Raw genomic sequence first — 19,584 nt, 5'->3', positions numbered from 1 at the left:
ATGAATTCCCAACAGAAGCTGGACCTGGTGACGCGCTTCGTCCAGTTGCCTCTGGCACAACGCAAGCAGTTCTTCCAGCGCCTGCAGGACAAGGGCATGAGTTTCGACCAGTTGCCCATCCCGGCGACGTGCACGACGGATGAAGCCGTGCCGTTGTCCTACGCCCAGGCGCGTCAGTGGTTCCTCTGGCAGATGGACCCGCACAGCAGCGCCTATCACATTCCCACCGCACTGCGCTTGCGCGGGCCACTGCACATCGAGGCCCTGCAGGCCAGCTTCGACGCGCTGTGCGCGCGCCATGCGAGCCTGCGCACTCGTCTGCGCATGCAGGGCGACCAGCCCGTGCAACAGGTGCTGCCCGAGGCGCGCCTGGTGGTCCAGCGCGAGGCGTTGCAGGCCGCCGATGATGCGCGCATCCGCCAATGGGTCGAGGCATCCATCGCACAGCCGTTCGAACTGCTCGATCAGCCGCTGCTGCGTGTCGCGCTGGTCGACCTCGGGCCTGATGATCACCTGCTGGTGATGGTCCAGCATCACGTCATGTCCGACGCCTGGTCGATGCAGGTGATGGTTCGCGAACTGATCGAGCTGTACCAGGGGCAGTGCGAGGGCCGCACGCCGGCGCTGCCGCCGCTGCCGATCCAGTACGCCGACTACGCGCTCTGGCAACGCCGCGTGATGGAAGCGGGCGAAAGGGAACGCCAATTGGCGTACTGGACCCAGGCCCTGGCCGGCGAGCAGCCGGTGCTGGAGCTGCCGTTCGACCGCCCGCGCCCTGCCGAGCAGAGCTTTCGCGGCGCGCAGCTGGCGATCGAGCTGGACAGTGACCTGGCTGCCGGGCTCAAGCACCTGGCCCAGCGCAGCGGCGTGACCCTGTTCACCTTGCTGCTGGCCTCGTTCCAAGTGCTGTTGCATCGCCAGACCCAGCAGCCGGACATCCGTGTCGGCGTGCCGGTGGCCAACCGCAACCGCGCTGAAACACAGGGGCTGATTGGTTTCTTCGTCAATACCCAGGTGCTGCGCGCCGAGGTGGACGGCCAACAGCCTTTCAGTGAACTGCTGGAGCAGGTGGCCCGCCGTACCCGTGACGCCCAGGCGCACCCGGACCTGCCGTTCGAGCACCTGGTGGACGCCCTGCAACCCGAGCGCAGCCTCAGCCATAACCCGCTGTTTCAGGTCATGTTCAATCACCAGGCCGGCAGCGGTGCGGCGGCCGGGCAGCGCGTTGGCGGGCTGCGCATCGAAGGGCTGGCCTGGGACACCCACAGCGCGCAGTTCGACCTGACCCTGGATACGCGGGAGTCGGCGCACGGCCTGGAGGCGTCGCTGACCTACGCCACCGACCTGTTCGACGCGGCCACCGCCGAGCGCCTGGGACGCCACTGGCGCTACCTGTTGCAGGCCGTGGTGGCCGACCCGCAGACCCGTATCGCCGAACTGCGCATGCTCGACCAAGCCGAGCAGCGGCAGATCCTCGCGCAGTGCAACCCGCAGCCGGCGCAATTCGCCACCCACACCACCCTGCATGCCGTCATCGAGGCGCAGGTGGCCCGCCGTCCGGATGCGGTGGCGCTGACCTGCGGCGACCGGCAGCTGACCTATCAGGACCTCAACCTGCGCGCCAACCGCCTGGCGCATCGGCTCATCGAACTCGGCGTGCGCCCCGAGACCCGGGTGGGTATCGCCCTGCAGCGCTCGCCGGAACTGCTCGTCGGGTTGCTGGCGATTCTCAAGGCCGGCGGTGCCTATGTGCCGCTGGATCCGCATTCGCCCGCCGAGCGCCTGAACTTCCTGGTGCAGGACAGCGGGGTGAATCTGCTGCTGCTCGAAGCCGAGCTGCGCGAGCGCCTGGTGCTGCCCGAGCAGGTCCGTGCGCTGCTGCTGGACGACGATGACTCCCTGGCCACGGCAGGGGACCACAACCCCGATGTACCGATGACGGCGCACAACCTGGCCTACGTCATCTACACCTCCGGCTCGACCGGGCAACCCAAGGGCACTCTGCTGCCGCACGGCAACGTCTTGCGCCTGTTCGCCGCGACCCAGGCCTGGTTCGGCTTCGATGAGCACGACGTATGGACCCTGTTTCACTCCTGTGCCTTCGATTTTTCCGTCTGGGAGCTGTTCGGCGCTTTGCTGCAGGGTGGTCGGCTGGTGATCGTGCCGTACGAAACCAGCCGCTCGCCGGAGGATTTCCACCGGCTGCTGCTGCGCGAGCAGGTCACGGTACTCAACCAGACACCCTCGGCGTTCAAGCAACTGATGGCGGTGGCCTGCCAGGCCGAAAGCCGGGCCACCTCGCTGCGCTACGTCATTTTCGGCGGCGAGGCGCTGGAGGTCAGGAGCCTGGCCCCCTGGTTCGAGCGTTTCGGCGACCGCGCACCGCAACTGGTCAACATGTACGGCATCACCGAGACCACCGTGCATGTCACCTACCGGCCCCTGTCATGCCATGACCTGGCACCTGCAGCGCAGCGCCAGGCGAGCAGCCCCATCGGCCAGCCGATTCCGGACATGAGCTGGCACCTGCTCGATGGCGGTCTGCATCCGGTCCCGCAAGGGTGCACCGGTGAGCTGTACGTCGGCCGCGCCGGACTGGCGCGCGGTTATCTCGGTCGGCCCGGCCTGACGGCGCTGCGCTTCGTGCCTGATCCGTTCGGTGAGCCGGGCGCGCGTTTGTATCGCAGTGGGGACCTGGCGCGTTTTCTCGGCGGTGGGGTGTTCGACTATGTCGGGCGTATCGATCATCAGGTGAAGATTCGCGGTTTCCGCATCGAGCTGGGCGAAATCGAAAGTCGCCTGCTGGAGCAGCCAGGCGTTCGCCAAGCCGTGGTGCTGGCCACGAAAGCCGGCAGCGGGGCGCAACTGTTCGGCTACGTGGTCACCGACGCACCGCTGGGGGAGGCGGCCCAGGGCGCCTGGCGCGACACCCTGCGCGGGGCGTTGCAAGCCAGCCTGCCGGACTACATGGTGCCGACCTACCTGATTGCCCTCGACGCCTTGCCGCTGACCACCAACGGCAAGCTCGACCGCCGTGCCTTGCCCGCGCCGGATGCCAGCCTCGCCCAACAGCACTACGTGGAGCCGGTCAGCGACATGCAACGGCGTATCGCGGCGATCTGGGCCGAGGTGCTCAAGCTGGAGCGGGTTGGCCTGAACGACAATTTCTTCGAGCTGGGCGGTGACTCGATCATCTCCATCCAGGTGGTCAGCCGGGCCCGTCAGGCCGGTATCCACTTCACCCCCAAGGCGCTGTTCCAGCACCAGACCGTGCAGGGCCTGGCCAGTGTCGCCGAAGCCCAGGCACAGACGGCGCCGCTGCAGCACGTTGCGGCGCAGGGCGAGACCGCGTTGCTGCCGATCCAGCACTGGTTCTTCGAGCAGGCGGTGCCGCACCGCGAGCGCTGGAATCAGTCGGTGTGGCTACGCCCCGGCGCGGTCCTCGATGCCGATGCCCTGGACCGCGCCCTGCAGGCGCTGGTGCGCCATCACGACGGCTTGCGCCTGCGCTTTGAACAGGGCGCAGAAGGCTGGCGGGCGAGCTATGCCGAGGCCGAGCAGGCTGCGGTGGTTTCGGTCTGGCGCACCCGCGCCGCCACCGGCGAACACCTGCAGGCCATCGCTGACGAGGCACAGGGCAGCCTGGATCTGCGCCAGGGCCCACTGCTGCGCGCCGTGCTGGTGGATCTCGACGAAGGTGGGCAACGGCTGCTGGTGGTGATCCACCACCTGGTGGTCGATGGGGTTTCCTGGCGCATTCTGCTGGAAGACCTGCACAGCGCCTATCCGCAGGCCGCTGCCGGACAGACCGTGGTGCTGCCGCCGCGCAGCAGCTCGATCAAGGACTGGGCCGCCTGCCTGAGCGAACTGGCCGCCAGCGACACGCTGCAAGGCCAGGCCGGTTACTGGCAGGCGCAGTTGCAGGGCGCCTGCACCGACCTGCCCGAAGCCCGGCCGGGGGCCTCCCTGGCCATCCGCCACGCCGCCCATGCCCAGACTCGGCTGAACCCGGCGCAAACCCGCCATTTGCTGCAGCAGGCACCGGGGGCCTACCGAACCCAGGTCAATGACCTGCTGCTGACCGCCCTGGCGCGGGTCATCGCGCGCTGGACCGGCCAGCCACAGGTGCTGGTGCAGCTCGAAGGCCATGGCCGCGAAGAACTGGACGACAGCGTGGACCTGACCCGCACCGTGGGCTGGTTCACCAGCCTGTTCCCGGTCAGGCTGACGCCGGGCGAAACGCTGGCCGCCTCGATCAAGGGCATCAAGGAGCAGCTGCGCGCCATCCCCGACAAGGGCATCGGCTACGGCGTATTGCGCTACCTGGGCGACGCCGATACCCGCGCACGGCTGGCCGAGTTGCCCGAGCCGCGCATCACCTTCAACTACCTGGGCCAGTTCGACACCGGCACGGGCGATGCGCCGGCCTTGTTCAGCCCCAGCGACGAGCCGCGGGGCGCCGAACTGCATGGCGATGCGCCGCTGGGCAATTGGTTGAGCCTCAACGGCCAGGTGTTCGCTGGTGAGTTGAGCCTGGCCTGGACCTTCAGCCGGCAGATGTTCGACGAGGCGCTGATTCAGCGGCTGGCCGACGACTACCGGGATGAACTGGTCGCGCTCATCGCGCATTGCTGCCAGCCCGACTGCGCCGCGCTCACCCCGTCGGACGTTCCGCTGGCCGCCTTGCAGCAGGCGCAGCTCGATGCGCTGCCGGTGGCCGCGCAGCGCATCGAAGACATCTACCCGCTGTCGCCGATGCAGCAGGGCATGCTGTTCCATACCCTGTACGACGAGCAGGGCGGCGACTACATCAACCAGATGCGCATGGACGTGCGCGGGCTGGATGCCGAGCGTTTCCGCGCGGCCTGGCAAGACACCCTGAACGCCCATGAGGTGCTGCGCAGCGGCTTCCTCTGGCAAGGCGGGCTGGAGCGTCCGCTGCAGATCGTGCAGCGCCAAGTGAGTCTGCCGCTGATCCAGCTCGACTGGCGCGACGACGCCGATTGCCAGGCGAAGATCGCCGCGCGGGTCGCCGCCGACCGTGCCCAGGGCTTCGGCGCAGCCCTGGAAACCGGCGCCGCGCCCTTGTTGCGGCTGACCCTGATCCGCACCGGCGAGCAGAGCCATCACCTGATCTACACCAGCCATCACATCCTCATGGACGGCTGGAGCAACTCGCAATTGCTCGGCGAAGTGCTGCAGCGCTACGCCGGGCAGTCACCACGGCCGCCGCAAGGGCGCTACCGCGACTACATCGCCTGGCTGCAGGCGCATGACCCGGCGGCCGACCAGCGTTTCTGGACCTCGCAGCTGCAAGGCCTGGAGCAGCCGACACGGTTGGCCCAGGTATTGTCTGGCGAGGCGGCTGACGCGCAGGGGCATGGCAACCACTACCTGACCCTGAGCATTCAGCGCACCGCCGAACTCAAGGCGTTCGCCCAGCGCCAGAAGGTCACGGTGAACACCCTGGTGCAGGCCGCCTGGCTGCTGCTTCTGCAGCGCCACACCCAGCAGCGTACCGTGGCCTTCGGCGCCACGGTGGCGGGCCGGCCCACCGAACTGCGGGGCATCGAGCAGCAGATCGGGCTGTTCATCAACACCTTGCCGATCATCGCCAGCCCTGACCCGCAGCAGCCGCTCGGCGAGTGGCTGCAAGCGTTGCAGGCGCAGAACCTGGCCCTGCGTGAATACGAGCACACACCGCTGGCTGACGTGCAACGCTGGGCAGGCCTGGGCAGCGAAGGGCTGTTCGACAGCCTGCTGGTGTTCGAGAACTACCCGGCTTCCGAAGCATTGGCCCAGGGGGCGCCGGCAGGCCTGGAGTTTTCTGGCGTGGGCGGCCACGAGCAGACCAACTACCCGATGACCCTGGCGGTGAGCCTGGGTGATGAACTGAATCTGCATTTCATCTACCAGCGTTGCCACTTCAGTGAACACTGGGCCCAGGCACTGGCGTCGAGCATGCAGAGCCTGCTGGCCGACATGCTGGCGGCCCCCGAGGGTCGCCTGGGCACCCTGGGGTTGCTCGACGGCGCCCGGCAGCAGGCGGTACTGGCGATCAGCGAGCAGACCGAGGCGCGTTGGCCGAGCCAGCGCTTCGTCCACCAGCTGTTTGCCGACCAGGCACAGCGCACCCCGCAGGCGGTGGCGGTGATCAGCGGCGAGCGGCAACTGACCTACGCCGAGCTGGAGCAGCAGGCCAACCAGCTGGCCAACGCCCTGGTGGCGCGTGGTATCGGCCCCGAGGTGCGGGTGGCGATCGCCCTGCCACGCGGCGTGGAGAGCCTGGTGGCTTTCCTCGCGGTGCTCAAGGCCGGTGGTGCCTACGTGCCGCTGGACATCGCCTATCCGCGCGAGCGCCTGACCTTCATGCTGCAGGACAGCCAGGCCGCGCTGCTGCTGAGCCACAGCCGCGTGCTGCAAGCCCTGGACCTGGACCTGGACGCGGGGGCGGTGCTGGCCCTGGACCGTTTGGACCTGGCCGGGTTGCCGGGCCAGGCGCCGGCGGTCGAGCTGCACGCGCAGAACCTCGCGTACATCATCTACACCTCCGGCTCCACCGGCCTGCCCAAGGGCGTGGCAGTGGCCCACGGCCCGCTGGCCATGCACACCCTGGCCACCGGCGAGCGCTACGAAACCAGCGCGGCGGACTGCGAGTTGCACTTCATGTCGTTCGCCTTCGACGGTGCCCACGAAGGCTGGATGCACCCGTTGGTCAACGGGGCGCGGGTGCTGATCCGCGACGACGAGCTGTGGTCGCCGGAATACACCTACGCACAGATGCACCGCCATGGGGTGACCATCGGCGTGTTCCCGCCGGTGTACCTGCACCAGCTGGCGCAGCATGCCGAGCGCGACGGTCATCCGCCGGCGGTGCGGGTGTACTGCTTCGGCGGCGACGCGGTGCCGCAGGCCAGCTACGAGCTGGCCTGGCGGGCGCTGCGCCCGCGCTACATCTTCAACGGCTACGGGCCGACCGAAACGGTGGTCACCCCGCTGCTGTGGAAGGCGGCTGCCGGCGAGCCGTGCGGGGCGGCCTATGCGCCGATCGGCACGCTGCTGGGGCAGCGGCGCGGGGTGGTGCTGGACGGCGAGCTGAACCTGCTGCCGGTGGGCATCAGCGGCGAGCTGTACCTGGGCGGCGTGGGCGTGGCGCGGGGCTACCTGGGGCGTGCGGCGCTGACCGCCGAGCGCTTCGTGCCGGACCCGTTCGACCGCAGCGAAACGGGCGGCGGGCGGCTGTACCGCAGCGGCGACCTGACCACCCAGCGGGGTGACGGGGTGGTGGACTTCAGCGGTCGGGTGGACCACCAGGTGAAGATCCGTGGCTTCCGCATCGAGCTGGGCGAGATCGAGGCGCGCCTGCTGGAGCACCCGGCGGTGGCCGAAGCGGTGGTGCTGGCGCTGGACAGTGCGCTGGGCAAGCAACTGGTGGGCTATGTGGTGGCCGCCGAGGACGCGCTGCCGGGCATCAAGGCTGCGCTGAGCGCCACGCTGCCCGCCTACATGGTGCCGACGCAGTTGATCGCGCTGCCGACGTTGCCGGTGACGCCCAACGGCAAGCTGGACCGCAAACAGCTGCCGCGCCCTGACCTCAATGCCCGGCGCAGCGCCTACGTGGCCCCGCGCAACGACCTGGAGGCCAAGGTGGCCAATTGCTGGGCCGAGGTGCTGCAGCAGTCGCAGGTGGGCATCCATGACAACTTCTTCGAGCTGGGCGGCGACTCCATCGTCGCCATGCAACTGGTCTCGCGGCTCAAGGAACTGCGCGACGCAGGCGTGGACATTCGCTTGCGCGACCTGATGCAGCGGCCCAGCATCGCCGCGCTGTTGGACGACGGCGGCGCCGAGCCGGGCACTGTCGAGCAGTGCCTGGTACCGCTCAACGCCCAAGATGTCGCGGGGCCGGTGCTGTTCTGCGTGCATGGCGGCTTCGGGACGGTATTCGACTACCGTCCGCTGGCGCAGCATCTGGAGGGGCGGCGAGCGCTGATCGGCATCCAGTCGCGGATGATCTTCGATCCGAACCGCCAGGAAGCGTCGCTGCAGGCCATGGCGCGTGACTACGTGGCGATGATTCGCCAGCGCCAAGCCGAGGGGCCTTATCAGCTGCTGGGCTGGTCACTGGGCGGCGCGCTGGTGGTGCTGATGGCCGCCGAGCTGGAAGCGCAAGGGCAGAAGGTGGAATTCCTCGGCATGGTCGACGGGTTCGTACCGGGTCGTTCGGTCGACAGTGGCGTGGATGACTGGCGCGAGGATCTCGCCAGCTTGCTGCTGCCCGTCGGTCAGCGGCCAGTGTCCATCGCCCGGCCTGAGCAGGGCTTGCCCGAGACCCGTGAGCACATTCGCCGCGAGATCGAGGCGTTGCAGGCGTTGGCCCCCGTCGGGCACCAGCCGACGTTCTGGAGCCAGGGTCTGAGTACCGATGAACTGGCGGGCATTTTCACCGTGATCCGTCGCCTGGAGCGCCTGGCCCACGCCTGCAAGGCATTGCCGCCGGTGTCGGCCACGCTCAGCAGCTGGTGGGTGGCAGGGCGTGACGAGGACTGCCAGGCGCTGTCACGGCAGATCGCTCAGCCGGTCGCCGGGCAGCTGGTCGCCGGTGACCACTACAGCATCCTCGCCGACGGTGATTTCATTGCCGGACTGGAGCGGGCCCTGCAACGAGTCGAAAAGGTGACGGCACCGGCCTGACAGGCCGACCTGCGCGGCTGACGACCCAGCCCCCCGATCTTGCCATTGCCGTGCCTGCCATGGGACGCATCGAGCAGTATCGGGGGCCGGGGCGATACTGTTCGCTAGGTCGGGTAGGAGCGGCCTCAGCCGCGAAGCAGCCGCAATTTCCTCGCGCTTTCGCGGCTAAAGCCGCTCCTACCGAGGCAGTGTTTTGGGGCCAGGGGTATACAGGTCAGTCAGGCACCCTGGGACCTGTTGGAGCGAGTGTGCCTGGCTGGCTTGGCTGCGGGGGCTTTTACGGCGGCTGTAGACAGCAGAAAGCCAGGGCAAGCCCTGGCTCTCGGGTACTGCGATGGATCAGAACTCGTAGCTGGCGGTGACCTGGAAGTTGCGTGGGTCGCCGTAGAACGCCGTTGGCCAGCTGGAGGTGTTCTGCGAGATGGTCTGGTAGTACTTCTTGTCGAACACGTTGTTCAGCGCGAAGCGCAGATCCAGCTGCTTGGTGGCCTGGAAGCCGGCCATCAGGTCGACCACGTAGTAGGACGGCTGGTCGATCTGGTACTGCACGCCCGCAGTGGTGCCCTTGTTGTAGATCGAACTCTGCGAGTAGAAGCTGCCGCCTACACGCCAGCGCTCCAGCTCGCCGGGCAGCTTGTACATGGTCGCCAGTTTGAACTGATGGCTCGGCAGGTCGGTGTCGAAGTTGTCCCCGCGCTGGAAATTGCCCTGGGCCGTACGGTAGCGGGCCTGGGAGAAGGTGTAGCCCGCCGACAGTTGCCAGTTGGGCGTCAGCGCGCCGCTGATCTCCATGTCGATACCCTGGGTACGCACCTTGCCGGCCGCCTCGTAGCAGGTGGTGGTCGGGTAGCTGGCGCAGGTGGTCTGGTCGTCGACCTGGGTGCCCCGGTTGCGCTGCATGACCTCGAACACCGAGAAACTGGTGTTCAGCGCACCGCCGAAGTACTCGCCCTTGATGCCGATCTCGTAGTTCTCGCCTTCCACCGGCTCCAGCAGGCTGTTGGAGGTGTCGCGGTAGGTCTGCGGCTGGAAGATATCGGTGTAGCTGGCGAAGATCGTGTGGTGCTCGTCCAGGTCGTACAGCGCGCCGGCATAGCGGGTCGGATGGCGGGTGGCCTTGGACGTGGTGGTCGACTGATCGCCGCGGAAGTTGTAGTCGTAGGTGTAGTCGTACCAGTCCAGGCGCGCGCCGAGGATGAACTTCAGGCGGTCGGTGACGCTGAAACGCGCCGCGGTGTAGACGCCTTCCTGGGTGGTGTCGCGTTTGTCACCCACGTCGTGCAGGTTCAGGGTCGGCTTGACCGTGGAATGCGCGTCGAAGGTGTAGGGGTTGATGTTGGTCGCCAGGTTGCTGACCCCGGAGCTGTTCATGAAGTAGTCGTCGACCCGCTTGTTGGCGCCGATGACCAGTTCATGGGTGCGGCCGAGGAACTGGAACGGCCCGCTGGCGAAGAAGTCGTAGCTGCTCTGCATATCCTTGGCGCCGCCGCCGCTGGCACGGATGCTCAGGCTGCCGACGTTGGAGCTGAGCCGGCCCGGGTAGCTGCCCAGGTAGTTCTGGTCCGACCAGCTCTTGCTGCCGGCCAGGCGCAGTTTCCAGTCGTTGTCCAGACGATGCTCGATGTCGACGAAGAGCATCTGGGTGCGTTTGTCCCAGTATTCCCAGTCGCCGGCGAAGTTGCGCGAACGCGACAGGTGGTAGTCGGCGCCGTTGGCGGCCACCGGCAGGCCGTTCCAGCCCACGTTGTTGTTTTCGTTCTGGTACGAGGCACCCACGGTGACCGTGGTGTTCTCGCCGATGTCCGCTTCACCCACCGAATAGAACAGGCTGTGCTCTTTCTCGGTGGTGTCCATGAAGCTGTTGCGGTCCTGGTAGGTGACCACGGTACGCCCGCGCAGGGTCTTGCTGTCGTTCAGCGGCCCGGACACGTCGAACTCGCCACGGTAGTTGTCCCAACTGCCGGCGCTGAGGCTGACCCTGGCCCGCGGATCGGCGGTGGGGCGCTTGCGCACCAGGTTGATGGCCGCCGAGGGGGTGCCGGCACCCTGCACCAGGCCGGTGGCGCCGCGAGTGATCTCGATGTGGTCGTACATGGCCAGGTTGGCCGGGGTGACGGCGTCGTCGGCGCTGAGCATCAGGGTCGGCAGGCCGTCGTACATCATGTTGCTGATCTGCGAACCACGGGCGTAGAAGGTGTAGCGCTCCGGGCCGATCTTCTGCATGGTCAGGCCCGGCGCCCGGCTCACCGCTTCCTGGACGGTGGTCAGGTTCTGGTCGTCCATCTGCTGGCGGGTGATGACCGACACCGCTTGCGGTGTTTCTCGGATGCTCAGCGGCAGCTTGGTGGCGGTGCGCATGGTGCCGGTGGTGTAGGAACCGGTGTCTTCGGTGCTGGCGCCCAGCGTGCGGCTGTCGATGTTGGTCGCGCCCAGCTCGATGCCCTGGTCCGCGCCGGAGCGGGTCGTGCCGAGGGTGATGGAGTCACCCTGCAGGGTGAACGACAGCCCCGTGCCGCGCAGCAATTCGGCGATGCCGGCGCCCGCCGAACGGGAACCGTTGAGCGCCGTGCTGCGTTTGCCCTGTACGTCTTCGGGGCGGTAGAGGATCTGCACCTGGGCCTGCTGGCCGAAGGCGGCGAGGGCCGAAGACAGCGGCTGCGCCGGAATACTGAACGCATAGTCCTGGGCCTGGGCCATCGAGGCGCAGGCCAGCGTCAGTAGGCCGCCCAGCAGCGGTTTGGAAAGGCCATGGCCCAAGGCCCCGCCCAGCACCAGCGCCCTGGCCAGTGGGGTCAATGTGTGTCGTGTTGGCATGTGTTCTTGCTCTTATGGACAGATATGCAGCATGGATGTGAATGGGAATCGAGATATGTAACGTTCTCAACCGCATAAACCGGAACGATTCGCTGTTGCGAAGCCTTCACGCCACCGCTTCGCAGGACAGCACCTGGCCGGCGCGCATGCGAATCAACTGGTCGGCGATATCGAAGTAACGGTCGTCGTGACTGATCACGATGATGGTCTTGCCCAGGCGCTTGAGGTCCGGCAGCAGCTCGGTGTAGAAGACCCGGCGAAAGCTCGGGTCCTGGTCGGCGGCCCATTCGTCGAACACCAGCACCGGGCGTTCTTCCAGCCAGGCACTGAGCAGCGCCAGGCGTTTGCGCTGGCCGGTGGAGAGGTCGGTGGTGCTGAACGCGCCGTCGCGGATGCTCACCTTGTGGGCGATCTCCAGGCGCTTGAGGTAGTGGTTGGCCGATTCCGGCACCGGCCGGTCGTGCTGCGGCAGTTGGTCGAACAGGTAGTAGTCGGCAAAGATGGTGGTGAACAGTTGCCGGTACTCGTCGCGGTCGTGCGCGTGCACGGCCTGGCCGTCGACACGGATTTCGCCCTGTTGCGGGCTGTACAGCCCCAGCAGCAGCTTGATCAGCGTGGTCTTGCCACAACCGTTCTCGCCGACGATGAAGACGATTTCACCCTGGCGGATGGTCAGGTTCACCGGACCCAGGCTGAAGCGCTCGCTGCCCTGCACCTGGGGGAAGTCGTAGCGCACGTTCCTCAGTTCCAGGGTGTGCAACTCGTGCCGCCGTGGGGTCGGGCCGTCCAGCAGCAGGTAGGGTTCCGGCGAGGAGAACTGCTCGGAGAGTTCGGCGATGCGCCGGAAGGCGATCTGGGCGCGGCTGACCACGGGCAGGGTGCTGACCAGATGCTCCAGGGGGCCTTTCATGTACAGCAGCACCAGTACGAAGCCGCTCATGGCCGCCGGCTGCGCGCTGGGCCAGTAGGCTTGCAGGGCCAGGGCCAGGCCGATGACCACGAAGAACAGCATCGAGCCGAAGGACTTGGCGAGGATGAAGGTGTTCACTGCGCGAATCTGTGTGTCGCAGATCAGGTCGGCGGTGCGCTGGATGCCTTGCTCGTTGAGGTAGCGACGGCGCTCGCGATTGATGCGCAGCTCCTTGGCGCCTGCGGCAATGGCCGTGTAGTGCTTCTGCAGCTCGTCTTCCTGGTCGCGGGCGGCATACAGGCCCTTGATGCCACGGCTGCGGGCGACGTACTGGATGCTGGTGCCGATGGCGATGGCGACCACGGTGAGCAGGAACATCGGCAGCGACAGATAGGCCATGTAGCCCAGGCAGCCCAGCGTCACGGTCAGGGAAATCGCCAGCGGCGTGAAGGCGAAGGAGAAGTCGCTGATGGTGTCGATGTCGTGGGTGAGCACCGGAATCAGGCGATGCTTGGGATGCCGTTCGAGTTGCTCGATGGGCGCCGAAAGGACCTTTTCACCCAGCTCCTTGCGCAGCCGGGCAATGATCCTCTGGCCGACCTTGTTGGTGCCGATGTCAGAGACGATGGAGCTGGAGAGGGCCAACAGGCACAGGCCGGCGAAGCTCAGCACGACGGTCTGGGTCAGCCCGGTGTCGGTGTGCAGCGCGGTGTTGATGGTGGCCAGCAGCAGGGTGATGGCCAGGCCGCCGGCCATGCCCAGCGCTACGGAGCCGATCACGATGGTTCTGAAGGGACGCAGCAGCGCGAGCAGGCTGCCGATGGCGCCTCGAGTTGGGGTGGACATGTCGTTTTCCCATGGTTGAAATCCGGCCAGGCCGTAAGGAACAACGCCCGCCGTGCAGGACGCGGCGGGCGTGCGCGCAACGCCTCAGGCGCTGGCCAGGGCCACGCGGTCAGGGGCTTCGCTCGGCGCAGCGCTGCGGCCCAGGGCGCGCTGCAGCGCCTGACCGATTTCCGCGCTGCGGATCGGCAGCACCGACAGCAAGGTGTCGCTGAGCCCGTGGCTGTCTTCGCAGAAGCCTTGCAGGAAGATCGGCGCCTTCAGGGCGGGGGCGGCCAGCGCGCGGTATTCGCGGTCCACCTGGCAGTCCTGGAGCAGGCCGTGCAGCGGCGCCAGCAGGTCACGATGGGTGTTGCGCTCGTAGCCGGTGGCGAGCACCACGGCGTCGTAGCGCTCGCTGCGCTGCTCGCCGCTGTTGAGGTCGCGCAGGGTCAGGCTGATGCCCTCGGCGTCGCCCTGGGCGTGTTCCACCTGCTGGCGGCAGAGCACCGCATGGCGCTGCTGGCGCGCCACCTTCTGGCGGTACAGCACGCCGTAGATGCGGCTGATCAGCTCGGCGTCGACCACCGAATAGTTGGTGTTCTGGTACTCCTCCAGCAACTGTCGGCGCGCCTGCTCGGAATGGCCGAACATCAGGTCGGTGGCCGCCGGGGCGAAGATCTCGTTGACGAAGGGCGTGCTGTCCGCCGGCTTGAGCGCCGAGGCACGGAAGATCATCTCGGCCCTGACCTGCGGGTAGCTGTCGTGCAGGTCGATGAAGGCCTCGGCGGCGCTCTGGCCGGAACCGATGATGGCGATGCGCATCGGCTGGCCCTGCGCGCACGGCAGGTTGCGGATGCCGCTGAGGTAGCGCGAATGGTGGAACACCCGTGGGTCGTCCTTGAACGCCGCGAACTGCTCGGGAATCTTCGCCGTGCCCCCGGTGCCGACCACCACCGAGCGTGTCAGGCGCGTGTGCTCGCGGCCATTGGCGGCGCGGCAGATGACCTTCAGTGTGTCGATGGCGCCGCTGCCGGTCGCCGGCTCGATGCGCAGCACCTGCTCGCCGTAGGCGGCCTGTTCGCTGAACTGTTCGGCGACCCAGCGCAGGTAGTCGTTGAACTCCATGCGGCAGGGATAGAAGGTGCCCAGGTTGATGAAGTCCACCAGGCGGCCCTGCTGGTTCAGGTAGTTGACGAAACTGTACGGGCTGGTGGGGTTGCGCATCGACACCAGGTCCTTGAGGAAGGAAATCTGCAGCTCGCTCTGGCTGGCCAGGGTGTCGCCATGCCAGCGGTAGTGCTGTTGGCGTTCGATGAACAGCGCGTCCAGGGGCTTGCCGGTGCGCTGCGCCTGCTCCTGGAGAAAGATCGCCAGGGCCAGGTTCGAGGGCCCGAAGCCGACCCCGATCACGTCATGGACAGGCTGTAAGGTGGAAAGGGTCATAGCAGCAATCCTTTGTTGAAGTCTGGGCGAAGGGTGCGTGAGGTCATGGAGCTGTTGCCGTATTTGCACGCTGGCATTCGCTGACTAGACGAAGGATGTCGCGGCGGATTTAACCGCTTGCGAAGGTGGCGACGGCGGCTAAATCGCCGGGTGAGGTGTTCGTCTGTGACCTGTAGCCACCCACTGCGTTGGAGCAGACATGGAAAAACTCAGACTTGCCTACATCTGGTCGTTCAGGAACGCCGCCGCCGACCTGGCCGGCCAGGACATTCCCTACCGGGGCGGCCAGCGCTATATGGTCTCGCCACTGGAGTACCTGGTGACGGCGCTGAACGACACGCCCCTGGGCCAGCGTTACCAACTGGTCGCGGTGATCAACGATGACGACCCGGATTCGCCACGTGATCGCGCCAGCCTCCAAGGCTATGGCTTCGATCCTCGTCAGGCCGACCAGTGGTATTACCCGCGTGACCTGCAGCTGGCAGGGCGACCGGTGAACGAGCTGCTGTGCTCGGTGCCTTCGAGCTATCGACGCCTGCCGCTCGACGCCCCGCAACGGGTGGCTGGCAAGCAGGCATTCGAGCGTCAATTGGCGAGCCTGCTCCAGGAACTGCGCGTGGATGTGGTGATCCTCGACGGCCTGCTGGTGATCCTCGATGAGCTGATTCGTCCCGGTAGCCCCTTCGAACGGCGCATCTTCAATATCCACCCCGGCATCACGCGCAGCGACTCGCCGTATCAGCGTCGCGGTGCCTATGCGACCTGGGACGCCCTGTACGGCGCGCGCGGACAGAAGGTGGTGGACTGGGCGCAGCGCCAGACCGTGCCAGTCGCGGTTGTGGATCGTACCGGCGCGTCGTTCCATTACGTCGACGGCGGCATCGATTCGGGCGAGGTGGTGGTGGACGCCTTGAACACCGTCATCGACCCCGAGGATACGATTCTGGAGCTGCGCTGGAACAACTTCACCCACAGTCTGCTGCCGCTGCTGGTCACGGGTCTGGAAGCAGTGGCCGGGCGCTTGCAAGTCGATCAGCCGGCGGCCTGACGCCGCTTCGCGCCCTGCCCGTCGCCGGACGGGCAGGGCGGTCCATCAAAGCTGCCGGGCCACACGAAAGCCCAGAAAATCCCCACGGGTGGTTCTCAGCCGATCATTGCGATTGCCCGAGCGGGAGAAGATCGGTGGCTCGCCCCAGTCGTTGCCGCGCATGTGCGCGCGGTCGCAGTCGGCGCCTTCCAGCCATGCACTGCCATCGCTTGGTGCGCCCACGTAATCCTTGTGCCAGCAGTCTGCGACCCATTCGTACACGTTGCCGTGCATGTCGTACACGCCGAACGCGTTGGGCGGGTAGCTGCCCACCGGCGCGCTGTAGGTGTAGCCGTCCTTGGGGCCGTAGGTGTTGGCATGCTGGGTGATCTGGTACTCGCCTTCGGCATCGAAGGGAAACGGGAAGGGGCCGGTGGAGCCGGCGCGCGCCGCGTATTCGCGTTCCGCTTCGCTGAGCATCCGGTAGTGCTGGCCGGTCTGCCGGCTCAGCCAGTCGGCATAGGCCTGGACTTCGTAGTAATCGATACACACGGCGGGCTGCCGAGGCCCTTGCGGGTAACTCGGCTTGCCCGCCTCGCACCAGCGGCCGGGACGCTCGTCGCCGCTCTTGAGCACTGCGCCGCTGGCCTTGACGTAGGCATTCAGCTCAGCGGCAGTGACCTGGAAGCGGCTGATCGCAAACGGCCGGGCGAAGGTCACGGTGTGCAGCGGGCCTTCGTCGGGCTGGCGGCCCAGTTCGCCGTCCGGGGTGCCCATCACGTAGCTGCCGGCGGGCAGCACGACCATTTCCGGGCAGTCCTTGCAGTCCTTGAACACGCTGCCTGGTTGCCGCTCGGTGTCGGCCTGGGCAACGGCGCACGGCAATGCGCACGACAGGGCCAGCAGCGGCCCCAGAAGGGAGTGGTGTAGAGGGGGCATCGGGGTTCCTCTGAAGGTGGGAGATGAAGGGCAAGACGCTTGAGACGGTGTTGGCCTGCAGGGGCGGCTTGAGCCGCGAACGGCATCCCGGCTGAAGCCGGTCCTACAGGTCTGGATGACCATGCCTGGCCCTCAGGTTCTGGCGGCCAACAGGCGTATGGCACGGTCCACCTCGGCCTCGGTATTCAGCAGGCCGGGCGCCATGCGCACCACCGGCCCGGCGTCGCGGCTGACCGAGTCGACCATCACGCGGTTCTGAATCAGGTAGGCGGCCAGTGCTTCGTCGTCCTGGCCGGCGATACGGAAAAAGGTGAAGCCCGCCGAGAGCGCACTGCTGGACGGGGTGACCAGCTCGACGCCCTTGAGGGTCTGCAACTGTTGCTTGAGGTAGTGGTTCAGTCCGTGGATGCGCTGCTGCACCGCGTCCTTGCCCAGTTGCAGGTGCAGCTCGAAGGCCTTGCTGGCCGCCCAGCGATGTTCGAAGGCCTGGTAGCCACCCGGTGTGAAGGTGGTGCCGAAGTTCTGGTTCTGCGAGAAGGTGGCGCCGAGCGGCACCAGGTCCCGGGTGTGCTCCGAGGCCGCGCAGATGATGCCGGTGCCCCGTGGGCCGAACATCCATTTGTGAGTGCCGGAAATGAAGAAGTCGCAGTTCATCGCCGCGAAGTCGAGATTCTCCACGCCGAAGCCGTGTACGCCGTCGATGCCATAGATAATCCGCTCGTCCGGACCGCGCTCCCGGTTGGTTTCCTTGACCAGTTCACCGATCTTGCCGATCGGCAGCTTCACGCCGCTGCCGGAGTGCACCCAGGTCATGCCCAGCACGCGGGTCTCGGGGCGGATGCCCTGGGCGATGCGGGTGAGGATTTCATCCTCGCTGGCCTGCCGGGGATCTTCGAACAGGCGCAGCTTGCGCACGCCGGCGCCGTCGCGCTCGGTGCGGTATTGCAAGGCGTAGCGCACCGAGTAGTGCTCGTGCACCGTGGTGAGAATTTCCTGGCCCGGTTTGAGCCTGACCCCGCCATAGAAGATGTTCAGCCCTTCGGTGGTGCTGCCGGTCAGGGCGATCTGCCCCGGTGCCACGCCCAGGTAGCGTGCGGCCTGGGTGCGGACTTCATGTTCGTGCTGCCAGACTTCCTGGCGGTCGTAGTCCATGACCTGCGCAGGGTTGCCGTCCAGACGCGCCCGATGCGCTTCGATGGCGGCGCGGATCGGCTCGCAGTGTGCGCTGACCAGAAAGTTGGCGAAGTGGGCGTAGCGGTAATCCAGGGGGAACAACTGCCGCAAGCGCTGCCAGTCGCCACGGCGCAGGGTGTCTGACTGAGGCGTCGCCGTTGCCGGGACGCTGGCCGCCAGCGTCAACCCTGCGCCGACCAGCCCGCCGGCCTTGATGAAGTCACGCCGGGTGTTCTGGATCATGGCTTTTGCACCGCCGCCGGGGCAGGGGCGGGCGCCGCGTGGCGTTGCACCTGTTCCCAGACCCTGAGGAAGTTGCCACCCCACAGCTTGGCGATGTCTTCTTCGGAGTAGCCGCGCTGCAGCAGCTCGGCCGTGACGTTGCGGGTGTCGCCGACGTTCTCCCAGCCGACGATGCCGCCGCCGTCGTTGAAGTCCGAGCTGATGCCGACGTGGTCGATGCCGATCTTCTTCACCGCGTAGTCGATGGCATCACCGAAGTCCTTGAGGGTGGCGCGAGGGTCTTCGTCGAGGATGGCGTACAGCGCGCTGGCGTAGTCGCCGAAGCGTTGCTCTGGCCAGATGGAGAACACAGGGTCGGCGGGCATGCTGGCCTGCGACAGGTTTTGCACCTTGGGCAGGCCGAAGTCGGCGCGCATCTTATTGATCTTCTCCAGGGTCTGTTCGGAGAAGGCCTTGAGGTACGAGGAGAAGCCGGGGATCTGCACCACACCGCCGGTGTCGCGGATCATCCGCAGCTCCTTGTCGCTGAGGTTGCGCTGCAGGTCGACCAGACCCTTGACGCTGGAATGCGAGGCGATCACCGGCGCACGGGTCAGCTGCACCACCTGTTCCAGCGCCAGGCTGGACATCTGCGACACGTCGATGACCACGCCCAGGTCGTTGAGCCGGCGCACTGCCTGGCGGCCCAGCTCGGACAGGCCGCCATGTTCGTCGGGGGAGTCCCCGAAGAATGGCATGGGTCGCGAAGAGTCGGCCCAGGCATTGTTGGCCACATAACTGAAACCGAAGATGCGCATGCCGCGTGCGGCCCAGTCGTCTAGGCGCGAGACGTCGTCACCGAGCGGATAGGCGTTGAGCATGCTGATCACGATGGCGAACTTGCCCTCGTGGGCCAGGCGTCGGAAGTCTGCCGGGGTGTAGGCGATACCGGCCTGGTTGGGGAAGTCGCGGGCGATGCCGGTGATGATTCGGTAACGGGTTTCCTGCTCGTGGCGCGCTGCCTCCACGAAGCCTGCGGTCGGGCGGTGCGGGCCGTGGGCGCCGTTCCAGAATTCCGGCCAGGCCCAGACCGTGAGCGCCGCGCCGCTGAGGCGGCCGCGGGCCGCCTTGACCAGGTCGAACTGGGTGCGGCCGTCCTTGTTCGCCTCGTTGCCCGGTGTGCCGAAGCGCGGCTGGATGTCGATGTGGCTGTCGAAGGACAGGATGCGTTCCTGGATCTCATTGGCGCGACGCATCACGTCGTGGGGGTAAAGCTGCAGGCGACCGATGAACAACCACCAGGCCAATGCCGCGAAGGCTGCCAGTGTCACCACCGTCACGCTGCTCCAGACCAGCCATTTCCTGGCGGTACGACTCATGCTCATCGAACTCTCCGAACCTCGACATGGACCGGCTGGCTGCCGGCGATTCGCAGGAAGAACGAGCCACGCAGTGGGGAATTTACCCAGGCCGGCGCATGGATAATTTCTGCGCCGGGCCGCTCGTCCATAGGGCATGTCGTGCACCGCCTCGCAGG

The 19,584-nt window shown here is 66.8% G+C and carries 8 protein-coding genes; 2 read left to right on the top strand and 6 right to left on the bottom strand.

Annotation, left to right across the window (positions count from 1 at the left end):
* The gene (locus tag RRX38_RS12190) at nt 1-8,694 is read left to right on the top strand and encodes an amino acid adenylation domain-containing protein (protein WP_410524906.1); all 8,694 of its coding nucleotides are present in this window, start codon (nt 1-3) and stop codon (nt 8,692-8,694) included.
* A gap of 339 nt (nt 8,695-9,033) precedes the next feature.
* Here RRX38_RS12190 and RRX38_RS12185 read toward each other — a convergent pair whose 3' ends face one another.
* From RRX38_RS12185 to RRX38_RS12175, 3 genes are all read right to left on the bottom strand, one after another.
* Nucleotides 9,034-11,508, bottom strand: a complete 2,475-nt coding sequence (locus RRX38_RS12185) for a TonB-dependent siderophore receptor (RefSeq protein ID WP_315959434.1) — start codon at nt 11,506-11,508, stop codon at nt 9,034-9,036.
* Between the two features lie 106 nt (nt 11,509-11,614).
* A complete protein-coding gene (locus RRX38_RS12180) occupies nt 11,615-13,264 on the bottom strand; it encodes a cyclic peptide export ABC transporter (RefSeq protein ID WP_315959433.1) in 1,650 nt (549 codons plus the stop codon).
* 84 nt (nt 13,265-13,348) lie between these two features.
* Nucleotides 13,349-14,686 carry a lysine N(6)-hydroxylase/L-ornithine N(5)-oxygenase family protein gene (locus RRX38_RS12175; RefSeq protein WP_315959432.1) on the bottom strand — a complete coding sequence of 446 codons (1,338 nt, stop codon included), beginning with the start codon at nt 14,684-14,686 and terminating at the stop codon, nt 13,349-13,351.
* 199 nt (nt 14,687-14,885) lie between these two features.
* On the opposite strand from RRX38_RS12175, the gene RRX38_RS12170 reads away from it, so the two are divergent.
* On the top strand, nt 14,886-15,734 hold the full coding sequence (locus RRX38_RS12170) for a formyltransferase family protein (RefSeq protein ID WP_315959431.1): 849 nt from the start codon (nt 14,886-14,888) through the stop codon (nt 15,732-15,734).
* A gap of 45 nt (nt 15,735-15,779) precedes the next feature.
* Here RRX38_RS12170 and RRX38_RS12165 read toward each other — a convergent pair whose 3' ends face one another.
* The 3 genes from RRX38_RS12165 to RRX38_RS12155 form a co-directional block, all read right to left on the bottom strand.
* Nucleotides 15,780-16,652: a formylglycine-generating enzyme family protein gene (locus RRX38_RS12165; protein WP_315959430.1), complete on the bottom strand. Its 873-nt coding sequence runs from the start codon at nt 16,650-16,652 to the stop codon at nt 15,780-15,782.
* A gap of 132 nt (nt 16,653-16,784) precedes the next feature.
* Nucleotides 16,785-18,068 carry an aminotransferase class V-fold PLP-dependent enzyme gene (locus tag RRX38_RS12160; protein WP_315959429.1) on the bottom strand — a complete coding sequence of 428 codons (1,284 nt, stop codon included), beginning with the start codon at nt 18,066-18,068 and terminating at the stop codon, nt 16,785-16,787.
* Nucleotides 18,065-19,432, bottom strand: a complete 1,368-nt coding sequence (locus tag RRX38_RS12155) for a dipeptidase (RefSeq protein WP_315959428.1) — start codon at nt 19,430-19,432, stop codon at nt 18,065-18,067. Before RRX38_RS12155 ends, RRX38_RS12160 begins: the two co-directional genes overlap by 4 nt.
* Nucleotides 19,433-19,584: the final 152 nt, after the last annotated feature.

The sequence above is a fragment of the Pseudomonas sp. DTU_2021_1001937_2_SI_NGA_ILE_001 genome, assembly GCF_032463525.1.
GTDB lineage: Bacteria > Pseudomonadota > Gammaproteobacteria > Pseudomonadales > Pseudomonadaceae > Aquipseudomonas.
This window is presented reverse-complemented; position numbering and strand designations above follow the sequence as displayed.